Origin of the sequence: Ruminiclostridium papyrosolvens DSM 2782 (genome assembly GCF_029318685.1) — a bacterium.
Taxonomy (GTDB): Bacteria; Bacillota; Clostridia; order Acetivibrionales; family DSM-1351; genus Ruminiclostridium; species Ruminiclostridium papyrosolvens.
In genome coordinates this window covers 4,103,260-4,119,658 of sequence record NZ_CP119677.1, presented here as the reverse complement: position 1 = coordinate 4,119,658, position 16,399 = coordinate 4,103,260, and the positions used below count along the sequence as shown (strand labels likewise).

General features: G+C 35.9%; 9 protein-coding genes and 1 pseudogene. 9 read left to right on the top strand and 1 reads right to left on the bottom strand.

Annotation, left to right across the window (positions count from 1 at the left end; translation table 11 throughout):
* Window positions 1-91 precede the first annotated feature (91 nt).
* Window positions 92-1,135 (bottom strand): hypothetical protein, encoded by a 1,044-nt coding sequence (locus tag P0092_RS18190; protein WP_004622179.1) that lies wholly within the window; start codon window positions 1,133-1,135, stop codon window positions 92-94.
* A 509-nt stretch (window positions 1,136-1,644) separates the two neighbouring features.
* Between P0092_RS18190 and P0092_RS18185 the strand changes: the two are divergent.
* The 9 genes and pseudogenes from P0092_RS18185 to P0092_RS18145 all read left to right on the top strand — a co-directional run.
* Window positions 1,645-2,154 (top strand): annotated as a pseudogene (locus P0092_RS18185) (transposase); the annotation flags it as partial.
* A gap of 138 nt (window positions 2,155-2,292) precedes the next feature.
* Window positions 2,293-3,654: an MATE family efflux transporter gene (locus P0092_RS18180; RefSeq protein ID WP_004622181.1), complete on the top strand. Its 1,362-nt coding sequence runs from the start codon at window positions 2,293-2,295 to the stop codon at window positions 3,652-3,654.
* 60 nt (window positions 3,655-3,714) lie between these two features.
* A complete protein-coding gene (yihA, locus tag P0092_RS18175) occupies window positions 3,715-4,329 on the top strand; it encodes a ribosome biogenesis GTP-binding protein YihA/YsxC (RefSeq protein WP_004622183.1) in 615 nt (204 codons plus the stop codon).
* A 15-nt stretch (window positions 4,330-4,344) separates the two neighbouring features.
* Complete coding sequence (locus tag P0092_RS18170; RefSeq protein WP_004622184.1) at window positions 4,345-5,598, top strand: DUF445 domain-containing protein; 1,254 nt, start codon at window positions 4,345-4,347, stop codon at window positions 5,596-5,598.
* 24 nt (window positions 5,599-5,622) lie between these two features.
* Window positions 5,623-6,480 (top strand): cation diffusion facilitator family transporter, encoded by an 858-nt coding sequence (locus tag P0092_RS18165; RefSeq protein WP_004622186.1) that lies wholly within the window; start codon window positions 5,623-5,625, stop codon window positions 6,478-6,480.
* A gap of 109 nt (window positions 6,481-6,589) precedes the next feature.
* Entirely contained in the window at window positions 6,590-7,135 is a 546-nt protein-coding gene (locus P0092_RS18160) for an NADH peroxidase (protein WP_004622187.1), read from the top strand.
* Window positions 7,136-7,325: 190 nt separating this feature from the next.
* Window positions 7,326-7,514 carry a helix-turn-helix domain-containing protein gene (locus P0092_RS18155; protein WP_338054769.1) on the top strand — a complete coding sequence of 63 codons (189 nt, stop codon included), beginning with the start codon at window positions 7,326-7,328 and terminating at the stop codon, window positions 7,512-7,514.
* A 127-nt stretch (window positions 7,515-7,641) separates the two neighbouring features.
* Window positions 7,642-9,432, top strand: coding sequence for a S8 family peptidase (locus P0092_RS18150; RefSeq protein WP_004622189.1), 1,791 nt, complete (start codon window positions 7,642-7,644; stop codon window positions 9,430-9,432).
* A gap of 15 nt (window positions 9,433-9,447) precedes the next feature.
* On the top strand, window positions 9,448-16,377 hold the full coding sequence (locus P0092_RS18145; protein WP_004622191.1) for a S8 family serine peptidase: 6,930 nt from the start codon (window positions 9,448-9,450) through the stop codon (window positions 16,375-16,377).
* The last annotated feature ends 22 nt before the right edge of the window (window positions 16,378-16,399 follow it).

The window sequence follows — 16,399 nt, the reverse complement described above, 5'->3', positions numbered from 1 at the left end:
ATACTATAATAAAAAATAATAATACAAGTCACTTATTTACTAAAAAAAATAGATGCCATTATAGCATCTACTTAATCCTTATACCTCTCCCTTACAACAACCCTTCTACCCTCGTTAACACTTCAATTTCCTTCTCCTTCGCATTCATTAAATGAGTCTTTACCTTACTTAATAATGATAAGTCCCTTTTATTTGATGCCCTTAAAAAGCTATTTCTTGTGAATAATACTGTTTTCTTTACTTCCTCATAATCATCTAATATCGCATGATCATTTGGTATGTAATTATTATCCATCATATATTGAAGCCTATCCTTCATTAATACTTTGTGATCGTATATAACATGAAACGGTCTGTAATCATACCTTTGCACAATTCCTTCCTCTAGAAGGGTAATCTGTTTAACAATTGCAGTATATACATCAACTCCAAAAATAAACTTATCCTCATAATTTCGATTATGTCTGTAATGCTCCTCTGTATTAGTACAATTTAAGTATTCATTAATATTGCGTTTCACATATTTTGCATCAAAGCTATAATACTTTTTCCCTAAATTTTTTGAAAGGAGATATAGACCATACATATCTTTATGCTCAGCATCGAAAACAAAGTCCTCACCTGGTTTAACCTTTAAGAAGCCTTCAACCAAAGTATTAAACGGAACTGTAGTATATGAAAACTTTCCAGTAAAAGTAAAATCTCCAACGTGAAATACTTGCTTTTCTAAATCATAGCCGTAAATAAATATTTGATGCAAAATTCTCCATTCTCTATTTAACATATCTGTCTCATCACATATTCCAAATATATAGTAAGACATATCTAATGATTTTAAAAGGAATTGAAGGAAATCCCCAGAATAAGTTAATATCTGTTGCTGGGTAATTGGTTGGGCAAGTAGGTACGGACAATCTTTTAGTGAATTATCACTTGGCATGCAATCTACAAATAATATATCACTTTTTGAATTTGCATCTTTGTCAAAATAACTTCTTATTTGAATGTAATTACTATAAATCCAGTCTTGAGCATAGTTTTCCTTGCCAAGTATTGAAAATAAAGCAGCATGCCATTGCCATGATGTTATTTGAGGATAATCAACCGAAAGAATAACCTTGTCTTTTTTATCCATCGCTACATCTCCCCCTAAATATTGTTTGTTATTTTATGCATTTTTATTTATTACATATAATTACTAAATATTTCACAATATTACGTTTTTTGCTTTTATATTATCACAATCAAATATAATGTCAACAAAGTTTACTAATTAAAGCGCATTAATATTATATTTATATAATCAAATTGTTAGCGCACCCTCTAACCACTAAGTTAAATTGTTTATTAATAACAGGACTTATGCAGTTTAATCCAATAAATGGTAAGGCATTCGTCCAAAGCCTAAATTATAATATCTAGGCCAATATTTTTTAATAAAGCTTGCAAACTTAAATACAACTTGTGTCAAAATACAATTGGATATTGCTTCTACAAGTGACTCTGTGACTGGCGTTTATTATCTCTCTGATCACTTCGCCGTGGGTGAGAGTAATAGGAGGCTACTGAAAAAGTCCTTTTCCTAAAAAAAGATAAAAAAGCCTTGTAAATGCTTATTAATACTGCAATTACAAGACACAAACTATGATTTTAAGTCCATACATGGAAATATATGATTTAGTTGTTTCCAAAGATAATTTTTTGAGGCAGACTATAGACTTTTCTTTTGTATATGACGAATTAATAGATTAATATTGCTTGGATAATGGTAGAAATGCTATTAGTCCAATACGTATGTTTAAATATCTTTTATTAAAATCTATCTTTGATTTATCAGATGTGGATATTGTTGAACGTTCAAAATATGATATGTCTTTCAAGTATTTTCTCGATATAGCACCAGAAGATACTGTTATTGATCCAAGTTCTTTGACTAAATTCCGAAAATTAAGGTTAAAAGACGTAAATTTGTTGGATATGCTAATTAACAAGACAGTATCCATTTCAATTGAAAAAGGGATTATAAAATCTAAGTCTGTTATAGTTGATTCAACCCATACCAAGGCACGTTATAATCAAAAATCACCTAGAGAAATTCTTCAAGACTGTTCAAAAAAACTGCGTAAATCAGTTTATGAAATTGATGAAACAATTTAGTAATAAAAGCAATCATCTTATTAAATACAAATAAAAAAAAGCAAAAGACCAGTGAATAACTGGTCTTTTGCTTTTTTTTTTCTGGTGTAGTATAATCACGTGAGGATAATTATGGGTATTTAAACAGGGGGATAAATGCAAAGACTATTAGGTAAAAACAGGGAATTTTATTCGAAGCTCCTTACACTGGCATTACCGATAACTATTCAGAGCTTAATTTCTTCATCTCTTGGGGTTGTGGACTCTGTTATGGTTGGTTCTTTGGGGAATCAGGCATTAGCAGCTGTTGGTGTTGCCAACCAGTACGGTTTGATAGTATTTTTACTTTATAATGCTATACATAGTGGCTGCAGTATTTATGTTGCTCAATTCTGGGGTAAGAATGACCACAGTAATATAGGCAGGGTTGTAAATCTGGATATTGCAATAGCAGCAGGGACGGCTTTTATTATGGCGACAATAGGCATACTCCTGCCGGAACAGATTATTTCTATTTTCAACACCGATCCTGTGGTTATTAGTCAGGGTGCAGGTTTTTTAAGAATACTAAGTGTGAGTTTTGTATTTGCGTCAATAAGTTTTGGCTTCAGTGTGGCTCTCAGAAGTATTGGGAAGTCTGCTATGCCAATGATTATAAGTGCGACGGCACTGGGATTAAATACGCTTCTGAACTATGTACTGATATACGGAAGATTCGGTATACCGGCAATGGGAGTGAGAGGTGCTGCAACAGGTACGTTAATTGCCAGAATAGTTGAATTAATTATATTTTTAGTTGTTGTATCAAAGTACTTTCCTCTCCTTAAATTAAGATTAAGTGAACTTAGGAAGGTTACGAAAGATTTGTTTAGCAGGGTTACTAAGACTATGATACCGGTAATTCTTAATGAAATGTGCTGGGGTCTTGGTGTTGCGGTATATTCAATTGCATATGGCAGAATAAGTACTGAGGCATTTGATGCGGTACAGATTACAAACAACGTAGTAAACCTGTTTATGGTTGCTGCTTTTGGTATGGCCGGCGCTTCAGCGGTTATGACGGGACATGTTATAGGTGCGGGAGAGGAAAAGAAGGTAAGGCAGTATGCATGGAGTTTTGTGCGGCTTTGCATAGTCGGAGGCTTTTTGCTGGGAGGTCTTTTATATCTGTTCGCTCCATCCATTGTAAGTTTGTTTAAGGTAAGCGGTGATGTTATTGAGACAGCTATAATTCTTATGGCAATGAATGCCATTATTTTGCCAATAAGATTTACAAATATAGTTGTAATTGTGGGAGTTTTACGTGGAGGTGGAGATGCCACATTTGCTTTTGTTGCTGAAAGCATTACTATGTGGCTTATAGGTGTTCCTCTTTCTTTTATAGGAGCATTGGTTCTAAGACTTGATGTTCAGTGGGTAGTACTCATGGTAATGGCTGAAGAAATTGTGAAAATGATTTGTGGTGTTACCAGATTAAGGTCTAATAAGTGGATAAAAAATGTTGTCAGAGAAATTTAATTTTGTTCAGATGAATTATTGGGCATTATAATAATAAAATTGTGAAATATCGGAGGTTTTATGAATATTAAGAATGCTGCACATGAAATAACGGCTGTAAAGCCTAACCAATACCCGGTTACAGGCTTTTCGGAGATTGCTTTTGCAGGAAGGTCAAATGTAGGCAAGTCTTCAATAATTAACACTTTGGTTAACAGAAAAAGTCTTGCAAGAGTGGGTTCAACACCGGGTAAGACCAGACAGATAAATTTCTTTAGTGTTAATGAGAATTTTTATTTAGTGGACTTGCCGGGATATGGCTTTGCCAGTGTATCAAAAGAAATGAAGGCATCATGGTCGAATATTATCGAAACTTATCTGTATTCAAGGAAAGAAAATTTTCTTAAAATGGTTGTATTACTTGTAGATATCAGACATTCTCCAAGTAAAGACGATATTACGATGTATCAATGGTTAAAGGGTTTTGGGCTCAAGACTCTTATCATTGCCAACAAGGCTGACAAGATAACCAGAGGACAGATAAATCCTCGCATAAATGATATACGTAAGGTTTTACAACTGGATGGAGACGAAAAGGTTATCCCGTTTTCTACTTCAAATCGGTTAGGTCTTGAACAGGTATGGGCAGAGTTTGATAATGTATTGAATGTTACGGGTGAAGAACAGAAGGCTTAGGATGGGGATTTTTATATGGAAAAGTATTCTTATACAGATGAAAATGAAAAGCTTAGAAAAAAATTGAGAACGATGAAAATAATTGCAACGTCTCTATTAGTATTTATGACACTTGTATTTATTATTTTCAGAAGATTAGAGGGGCGAGGACTTCTGTATTCGTCTATAGCTGCTTTTGCAGAAGCCTCCATGGTAGGTGCCCTTGCAGACTGGTTTGCTGTTGTGGCACTTTTCAAGCACCCTTTAGGACTTAGGATTATTCCTCATACAGCCATCATTGCAGAGAATAAATCAAGAATAGCCAAGGCTTTGTCAAATTTCGTTGTCTCTAACTTTTTTACGCCTGACATTATTAAGTCAAAGCTGGACAAGGTAAGTATTTCAAAGACAGTTTCAGCCTATGTAGCCAAAAACAGAGAGATGATTGTAAAAGCTATAGCTGTGAGACTTCCTTATTTAGCTGATTCCTTTATAAATGATGAAAAAGTCGGTAATTATATAAAAGTACAGCTCAATACCAAAGCCAAGGATATATGCCTGTACCCTTTATTGGGCAAGAGTTTGACTCCACTTGTTGAATCAGGTTATCACAAACCTATCGTAAAGGGAATTCTTAACGCTACATATAAATTTATCAGTGAAAATAAAGAAAAGACAATCCTTGTACTTGGTGGAATAAATAAAACTCTTACTATGCCTTTTATTGGGGATTTGGTTTACCGAAAGATACTTGAATTCTTAAACAGGCAGACCGAAGAAATAGATACAAACGAAGAGGCTGAAATAAATAAATTAATAATGTCAGTTATTCCTAAGCTTATTAATGATATGAAAAATTCTCAGGAGCTTATTGAAAAAGGTGAGACGCTCAAAGGTCAGATATTGGACTCAGAGGTTTATAATAAAGCCGTAAATATGTTGACGGAAGTAATAGTTGATTACAAAAATTCATATTTTGAAAATGAAGAGAAGCTTAATGAAAAGGTCAGCCTGCTGATTGATATGATTATAAGTGGAATCAATAATAATGATATACTGCGTGAAACAATTGACAATTCAGTAATCGGCGGTATTGAAAGTATAGTTTCCCAGTATGGCGACAGAGTGGGTTCTCTTATATACGATACTATGGAAGGCTGGGAAACAAAAGATATGGTGGATAAGTTGGAGGTTCAGGTTGGAGCGGACCTGCAATATATCAGAATTAACGGAACAGTTATAGGTGGCTTGGCGGGACTGGTTATTCATCTTCTGACTCAGTTATTTTAATATTTTGTTTAGAGAGGTTTAATTATGGATAGGTTCAAAATCACCCGGCTTGTTGCAATACTTGGTATTGCAGCAAATATTTTTCTTCTTTGCATAAAGCTTGCAGCGGGTTTCATAAGCCGTAGTCAGGCTATGATTGCTGACGGTTTTAACAGTGCCGGGGACGTTTTCGCTTCGGTTATGACACTTGTGGGGAACAGTATCGCCAGTAAACCCGAAGATAGCGACCATCCATACGGACATGGCAAAGCTGAATATATTTTTTCCATGATTATTAGTATTTCTCTTATGTTTGTTTCATTTACAATTTTTAAGAGTTCACTGTCCTCAATATTAGACAGGTCTTCTTTTACAGTATCTTGGTTTCTGATAGTAGCAGCAATAATTACCATAGCCGTTAAACTTTCACTATTTATTTATACCAGTCGTGTCGGAAAGAAAATGGATAACCTTCTTGTTATTGCTAATTCTGAAGACCATAGAAATGATGTTTTTGTTACCTCCGGTACCATTCTTGGCATTATCATGGGATACCTCGGATTTGCATGGGTAGACGGTGCTGTGGGTATAATTATTTCTCTGTGGATTTTTTATACCGGAATCAAAATATTTATTTCGTCATTTAAGGTTCTCATGGACACTAATATTGACCCTGCCTTTAAGGAAAATGCCCATAATCTGATTCAAAGCATCAGCGGAGTTGACCATATTGATTCAATCAATGCAAAGCCTGTTGGAGAGGGGTTTATACTGATTATTAAAGTGTCTGTGGACGGAGAACTGTCTGTAAACGAGAGTCATAAGATTGCCGGAGTAATTAAGGCAAAAGTTAAGGACATTAAAGGAATAAAGGATGCAGTGGTTCATATTAATCCGTGTTAAAAAAATTTTTGTTTTAAGTCAACATCATAGGGTACATATATAATTGTCGTTAAGATATCAAATAAAATAAAAAATAAGATAAAAAATTGTATTGGGAGGATTTTTGACTATGAAGAAATTTGTTTGTTCAGTTTGCGGATACGTACACACCGGTGGTGAGGCACCAGATGTTTGTCCTCAGTGTAAAGCACCAAAGGCAAAATTTATTGAGCAGTCAGAAACATCAGAACAATGGGCTGATGAACATAGAATTGGTGTTGCACAGGGTGTTGATGCCGAGATACTTGAAGGTTTGAGAGCAAACTTTACGGGTGAATGTACAGAGGTTGGTATGTACCTCGCTATGGCAAGACAGGCTGAACGTGAAGGATATCCTGAAATCGGCGCTTTTTATAAGCTTGCTGCATGGGAAGAAGCTGAACACGCTGCAAAGTTTGCAGAATTGCTTGGTGAAGTAGTTCATGCTGATACTAAGAAAAACCTTGAGTTGAGAGCAGAAGCAGAAGCAGGAGCATGTAAGGGTAAGAAGGATCTTGCAACTCGTGCAAAACAGCTCAACCTTGACGCAATTCACGATACAGTTCATGAAATGTGTAAGGATGAAGCAAGACATGGAGCAGGATTTAAAGGACTTTTGAACAGATATTTTAAATAAAAATTAATACAATATGATATGAAAAAATACAATTCTTACTATCGGTAAACCGTTGAATACTAAGGCTTTTGTGCTACAGTTCACGAAACTGATTTTGAGGATTGTATTTTTTTGTACTTTTGTTTGTTTTAACGTGTATTTATTTTTGGTGGGAAAACGGTGGGAAATTCATCGAAATTAGTCCGCAGCTCTGATCTTTTCCCACAAATGGAGTGTAGACCAGAAGGGGATAGAGTTTAAAGGAAGTATTCTATCCCAAAGTGCAAGGTTCGTACATCTTTGTCTATGTAAGCATGGTGATAATACCAATCAAACCTGTTTTCCATCCCTGAACAGAATCGCTCAGATAGTTGGCAAACATCAAATTTATATAAAATAATTCCTTTTTTAAAATAAAACTCTATTTTTAGAAAATATCATAATATGAGTAGAAATATAGTAAGATTAACATTTATTATACTATAATATAGCCTGAATTTTATTTATTTTCCGAAAGGGGCAATTTTATGTCAAAAGCTATAAAATGTTTTTCATTTGTAATAATGGTGATCTTCCTTCTTCACACTAATTTGTTTACAGTAGCATCTACTGGCTTGGAAACTTCACAGAATGCAAATTACAATAACAAAATAGTGGCTAAAAACAAGACTAAAACGGCAATTAAAGAAAGGAATACAACAGAGAAAAAACAAAATCAAATGCAAATTGAAATAGAAGAGACTAGCAGCGAAGATACACAACCAACAAAAAATTATTCTGAATCAACTGCTGTTAACCAATTCGGAGACTCGAAAACAGAGAGTTACTCAGATTTTGAAACAGATAGGCTAATTATTAAATATAAGAATAAAGACAGTAATTTCAATGCAGATGAGTTTTTTGAAAAAGTTGATAAAGAACTAAAATTGAAAATAAAAAAAGATTATAAACATAATAATTTCGAATTTATAGTACTTGATAAAAAGTGTAAACTTAATGATTTAGCTGATGATATAAAAAAACAAGATTTGAACAACGATATCCAATATATACAGCCTGATTATCAGTTAAGCTTATCAACTAATGATTCTTACTATAGTAGTCAGTGGGGAGTAGAAAATAACTTGGTTGTATACGACGAAAAATCTTCGGAACAAATTAATAGTTACATTTGTGATTCCAATATAGTAGAAGCTTGGAGAAAGTCAACTGGCAATGGAGCAGTAATCGCTGTGATTGATACAGGTGTGGAAGCTACACATGAAGATTTGGCACAGAATATATGGGTTAATACTAAAGAAATTCCAGGCAATGGAATTGATGATGACGGCAACGGTAAAATAGATGATATTAATGGATGGAATTTTATTGATAACAGCAATGCAGTATATGATACATTAAATATCAGTGATGAAAATCATGGCACACATATTGCGGGAATTATTGCTGCAGTAAAGGATAATGGTAAGGGTATAGCAGGGGTTGCACCTTCTGCAAAAATATTGCCTCTTAAGGTATTCAACAATGGAAAAGCATACACCAGTGATATTATGCTTGCAATACAATACGCTGAAAATATTGGTGTAAAAATAGTGAATTGTAGTTGGGGAAGCACTGACAAAAATCCGTCGTTGGAAGAAGTAATACAAAACTCAAGTATGCTCTTTGTGTGTGCAGCAGGGAATAGTAGCGCAGATATCGACAATGTACCAGTGTATCCGGCAGACTTTGACTGCCCTAACATAATAGTGGTAGCTTCTGTGAACAAAAACGGTATATTGTCTGGATTTTCAAATTATGGAGAGAAGAATGTTGACGTTGCTGCACCAGGAGATGGAATTATTAGTACATTACCCAGTAATTCGTATGGTGAAATGAGTGGGACATCAATGGCAACGGCATTTGTTTCAGGTGAAGCTGCGTTGATGTCCGCTAATATACCTGATATAAACTCAGTAGATTTGAAAGAAGGAATAATTCGATGTTCAGACCATTTATCAAGTTTATCTGGAAAAGTAAGCGGCAGTTCAAAAATAAATTGTGTTAATTCTCTTAATAATCATTCAACAGACAAAATTATAGATGTCCCAGATATTAGTGTAGTACAAAACGGTATTGTGTTGACTGAACAATTGGATATTGGGGAAAAGGAATTTTCTGAGGATGATAATTCTTCATATGAAATTCCTGTGGAATCAGTCATAACATATGTATACGACGATAATAATCGCTTAATAGAAATATGGAAAGGTAATGCACAAATATACAAGTTCATATATGACAACAACGGAAATCTTATACGCAAACAAAAACTTTAAACTGGGGGTAAAGAAATGCCAAAGATTAGGGCTATATTGTTAACAATAATATCAGTAGCTGTGCTTTTTATGGGTATTTTATCAGTGCAGGCTGCTTTGAATAAAAATCAATTGATAAAGCAGGATAGTAAAAGTCAAGGAGTTCTATCAGTAGGTAAAAAAAGCGTTGAATCACCGTCAACGAATGGAAAGAGTACAAGTAGTCTATCTAAAAAAGATCAAAGGTTACTCATAAAGTATAAGGATAATCAGAGTGCACAGACATTAAAAAGTAGCATAAAGAAGAAAATTAAGCTAAGTAAGGTAGAAATTAGAAAGCAGTTTAAAAGATCAAGAATGGATGTGATAGAAGTAGACTCAAATGCAGATATCACAAAAGTCAAAGAGGAATTAGTCAAAGATCCGAATGTTGAGTATGTACAGACAGATTTTGAACTCGGATTATTAGGGGAACAACAGGAAGACGAAAAATATAGTCTTCAATGGGCGCTTGAAAATGATGGCCAGGATATATTGGGGCAAGAAGGCACAGACGGAGTTGATATAAATGTTAAAGAAGCTTGGTCGAAAACAAAGGGTTCTGAAGATGTAGTCATAGGTGTTATTGACACAGCAATAGATATAAACAACCCTGAAATAAAAGATAACATATTTACAAACCCACTGGAGATTCCGGGAAACGGAATAGATGATGATAATAACGGGTACATAGACGATGTAAACGGATGGGATTTCGTTAACGATGATAATAGTGTAAATGACAACACATCAGATGAAAATCATGGAACACATATAGCTGGAATTATAGGAGCAAAGGAAGGAAACGGTGGAATAAAGGGAATTGCTCCAAATGTAAAAATACTGCCTCTTAAATTCTCTGAGGATGGAAAAGGACGTACTTCTTCTGTAATTGAGGCCATAGAATATGCTAAAAAAATGGGTGTAAGGATAATCAATTGCAGCTTTGGAGCAAGTAATTATAACCCCGCATTATCAGATGAAATGAAGAGTACGGGTATCCTTTTCGTGTGTGCCGCAGGAAATAACGGAAGCGCGGAGCCTATTTATCCGGCTGCCTTTGAACTGCCGAACGTATTATCGGTGGCAGCAGTAGATAATAAGGGGGGGCTTGCAAGTTTTTCAAACTATAATGAAAGTGTTGATGTAGCTGCACCGGGAGTGAAAATACTAAGTATAGCCGCTAACAATGGGTATGATTACTACAGTGGGACATCATCGGCAGCACCACAAGTTACAGGAATGGCAGCTCTCCTTGAAAGCTACAGGCAAAGTCTGATGCCAAACGATATAGCATTAACGATAAAGGCCAATGCTGAAAAAAGTGTTACGGACACAAATATAAAATTAGCAAATGTCTCAGAAGCTTTTGACAACATAAAGATATACAGTAACGGAGCGGAACTGCCGGTGGAAGATAGTAATAAGAAAATATATGATGATCAGGAATTGGAAATGCTCACCGCGGGGGTATCTAAACTACTGGTAGAGCAGCTTCATTACGGAGAAGACGGTGTAAGTGCCGCTTCAGGAAACTTCTCACGTTCATATGTTGATATGTCACTGGAATCACCAATAGATGGGATTGCGGTGACAAGGACATACAATTCTATGGAAGTTGGAAACTATTCTTATTTTGGTGCGGGCTGGACTTTTTCATACAGTGGAAATATAACAAATGATGATACTTATTTTGGGAGGGTAAATGTAATGCTCCCTGGGGGAGTAAGGGAAAACTTTGTATCATACGGACCAAACACCTATGTGTCAGATATATCAAATGGCTCTAAAGGTTCTATTTTAACAGTTGAAAATGGTGCCTACAAATTAACCACAAAGGATCAACATGTATATTATTTCAACTCAAATGGGTATTTATGTAAAATAGAGGACGAAAACAAAAATGCAATAACAATAGAGTTTGGTGCCGGTAAAATAAAAAGTGTTACAGATCAACAAGGCCGTAAATTTGAAATTAGCTACAATTCAATAGGATATGTGGATCATATTATGGATACAAGCAATAACAGGGTTGTTACATATAGTTACGAGAATTACAGACTGAAAAGTGTAATTGATCCTATGAATAATACAATATACACATACACTTACGATAGTAACGGACTGCTGAGTTCTGTAAAAGATTACTCAGGAAATACCATAGAGACAATTACCTATAATAGTGGCACCACAGGTAATAAAGGCATAGTGTATCAGAATACCAAGTATATTACTCCACAAAAGTCGAATACATATACATACAGGTATAATACGTCAAATAAGACAACAACGATAACTGATTCCAATAACAGGGTTGTAACCAAAAAATACGATGATTATCAGTTTATTACGAGTTCGGTAGATCCCGAAGGGAAAGAGACAAAAGTAGAGTATAGCACATCAAATCCTTTTTCATGGAACTTAACAGATGGTCATTATCCTAGAAATTATAAACCTTGGGCTCTTTCCAGGTCAAATGCAGCAATAGCTGAATATAATGGTAAAATTTATTACTTTGGTGGGCAGTATTATAATACAGAATGGTTGTATTACTCATCACCATATTCATATTCATGTTCGATCTATCCTCTTTCATTAGCATCTGCAAGTAGCTTTGATTCTTCTACACAAACATGGTCAAATTTCAATTTGCCCTCGTATTTTCCGAATGGATACAGTCAGGCTTCTGCTACTGTAAAAAATGGAGAAATATATGTTGCCGGGGGAAAGTCTATACAGAAGTATACTTTAGATAATTACGAAGTTGGCTTGAAAAGTATGTATAAATTTAATCCGGCTAATAATGTTTGGACAAAAATGCCGGATATGCCTCACATAAGATACGGACATGAGCTTGCTGCTTTAGATAATGATCTGTATGCAATAGGAGGACAGGTTGATAATGCATATAATGCAAGTAATCTTGTTGAGAAATTTGATGGAACCCGGTGGACAGAGGTCAGCAGTACATTAGCTCCTTGTAATGCCTTAGATTATGGCAGAATATCAGTAGTATTGGGAGGCAAGCTATATGTACGTGATAAGAACGGAAATCTTGAATTATATGATCCTGTAAATGATCAATGGAGTATTTTCGATACAAATGTTCCTGTTGGGGAGATGGTGGTAGCGAATAATACAATATACTCTGTGAACGGAAGATACCAGACAGCATATAAGTATGATATAAACAAAAAATGCTGGGAACTGATGTCCTCCAGTATAGGTATTGATTATAATGTTGATGTGCGACAGGCATATTTTAACTCTTTCAGAGCAGCAGTAAGCAATGGTAATATTTATACTATTTGCGGATACACAACCTGGCACAGTGCAACATATAACCCAAATACTGAAATGGCTGAAGTTTTTGCTTATCTGGAGGAACCTAACCTTTATGTATATCAGGGAAACTATACTACCACAAAACAGGTAAACTATTACGGGGAAGAAAAGAAGGTTACAGACCGCTCGGGAAATGTGTATCAGTATGAAAGAGACAAAAGAGGTAACATCATAAAAACAATAAACCCCGACGGTGGCTGCGAAGAATACACATACGATTCAAAGAATAATATATTAAGCGAAAAAGATGCAGAAGGGAAGTATACATTCTATGTATATGATGCTGATGGCATAAATCTTTTGAAAACTGCTGTTCCCTTGAATGGTACGGATATATATATAGAAGGTCAAAGCGATACATCAAAATTTGCAATAACACAGTATGTATACTACTCAGAAGAAGAAAGGGCTGAGAAAGGGTACACCATAAAGGGACTATTAAAAACAAAAAAAGATCCAAACGGCAATTCAACTGACTATACGTATGATGCAAATGGAAATGTAAGCACAGCTACCGATGCAGAGGGTAATGTTTCAAAGTCGGAATATTACAGCACTGGGTTAATCAAATCTGCAATAACCCCAAAAGGTTTTAGGATCGATTATAACTATGATCATAATGGCAGACTGGAGAAAACCGTATGCAATGGAACAGAAACAACAAGAACCACCTATGATGCAATGGGAAGGAAGACCCAGGAGGTATTGCCAAAGCAATACGATGAATCTCTGGATAATCTATCAACACATACTTACAGAGGAAATCACGGTGTAAGGTATACGTACTATTCTTCCGGCAAGGTCAGGACTGAAACAGATGCGGAAAACAATACAACAACATACGATGATTATGACCAGTACGGTAATCTGAAAAAGGAAACAAAACCAAACGGTGCAATATTCGAATATGAATATGACATAATGAACAGGTTATCAAAGGTATACTATACAGACAAGGCAGGAGCAGCAAAAAAACTTCTTGAAGAATACACCTACAATATACTTTCAGGAGGTAAAACACAAAAAATCCAAAAAACTTATGAAAACAGTACCAAAGCAATAACAATTACATATACCTACGATTATGCCGGAAGGCAAATAGAGCAGCTTAACGGTGATGGAACAAAGATAACAAACGAATACTACAAAGATGGGGAAATAAAAAGTGCAACGGACCCAAAGGGAAATAAAACAGAGTATATATATAATCAAATTGAAGGATCAGATAAATATGACATAGTAAAAACACCATTTGAAGAAATAAACGAAGTAACCCATTACACTGTAAGCAAAACCTACTACGACAAAAACGGGAATGTCACAAAAACCACAGTAACGTCAAACAAGCCCGGAGAGCCTGAAAAGGTAAAAGAAACCCGCTATGAATACGACAAGACGAACAAACTCATCAAGGTAACCTCCTACAACAACGGAGCAGTAGAAAACATATTCCAGTACTACTACGATGCAGACGGAAACAAGCTAAGAATGTATCAGGGACTGACAAGCCCTCTGACAATAAACGGACTTGACAGTGTAGTACCCGGTGGAGACAGCACATACACAGTAACCAAATATGATTATGACACTAATAACAGACTCAGCAAGGTAACTGACTCCACAGGCAAGGAAGACCTTTACGACAGCTATGACCTTAACGGAAATCTTGCACACAGGACGGACAGAAACGGCAACAGCATTGCTATGACCTATGACAATCTAAACAGGCCAATGACAGAAACCGTAACAACAGCAGACGGAAAAGGAAATGTGTCAACCACCTACAGCTACGACGACATAAACCGTAAGGTCACAAAAACAAGAAACGGTGAAACAACGACACTTGAATATGACGGTAAAGGAAATCTTTTAAAAGAAACCGTACCCGGATCAATCACAAAACAGTACACCTACAATGACAATGGTACAAGGTCAACCTTCGTATCACAGCAGGGAACCGAAACAATAAACGACTCAGCATATGAATATGACAATATGGGCAGACTCCGAAATGTAAAGGAAGATGGACAGCAGGTAGCACAATACACATATGACCAAAATGGAAACCGCAGTTCAATTACATACGGAAACAACGTAACCGTAGACTACACTTACAATCTTGGAAACAGAATAAAAACATTAGTAAACAAAAATGCTGATGGAACTGCATTATCCCAATTCAGCTACACCTACTATCTGGATGCAAACGAAGCCACAAAAACAGACCCGCAAGGTGAAACGGCTTATGAATACGACGGACTTGGCAGGCTCAAAACAACAGCAGAACCCGGAAACGTACAAAGAGCATATACCTATGATGACAGAAACAACCGTTCATCTGTCACCACAAGCGGACCGCTATACGAAAACATGGAAAACATGAGCTATGAGTACGACGGACTTAACATGCTCACAAAAGCAACAGGCTCACATACAGCGACATATCAGTACGATGCTGACGGAATAAGGCAAAGCAAGACGGTAGACGGTCTAACCACAACCCATGTACTGGACGGAACAGATGTAGCGGCAGACATTACAGGTGCGGACAAAACCGAATATGTTCGTGGAATCAACCTCATATGTATGAAAAAGAACGGACAGATGTACTACTACCTGTTTGATGCACACGGAAATGTAGTGCAGATGGTTGACCAAAATGGAAATATTGTAAATAATTATACATATGATGAGTGGGGAAATACAAAGAGTCAGACAGAAGGAATAGAGAATCCGTTCAAGTACTGTGGTGAGTACTTTGATAAGGAAACAGGACTGTATTATCTACGGGCCAGATACTATGATCCGACAATTGGGAGATTTATTTCAGAGGATTCATATTGGGGGAAAGATGCTGACCCATTGAGCCTAAATCTCTATACTTATTGTTATAATGACCCAGTAATGAATACAGACCCTAGTGGAAATATGCCTGTATATGCTTTAAGGGCTGCAAGTGGTTTATACAATAAAGGAACATTTGATGATAGATTAGCATCCACTTTTACTTTGGTGGCAAATGGGTTTGGTGTATGGACTGCTTTTCATGAAATAGCGCAACTTAATGTTGCAAAGAAGTTACATGAGATGGGGTATTGTTCCACTTTAGAGTATTCAATTACATCAAAAACTGAAAAAAATTGGTGGGGTGGAGCAAAAAAATATGAAGCTGATATTGTGGCAGGTAATTTAGTATGGGAAGTAAAACCAGCTGGGACAGATGGTTCGGCACAGTTGGCAAAATATATGAAGGATGGTAACTTAAGAGCGGGATTTACAATGAGTCCAATTGAAGATATAGCCGTTATAGGAAATTATAATATGCGCATAGTCTTTGACAATAATGGATTGGCAAGTTACTCTTTTTATAAATATAACGATGATGGTAAAAGAGTTGGGGTAACTTCATCAGAAGTTAAAAAGGCATATACTAAAAGAGCTGTATTAGCAATGTTAGCAGCAGGTGCTATTACAGGAGCGACTATTGCAGAGGACATACTTACAGGTGGAGCTGGAATAGCAGATGATGCTGCAAGCGCACTTGCTGCAGCAAAAGCTGCTCAGGCAATTTTAGGATTTTAATAATGCAAAAATAGGAGATGAT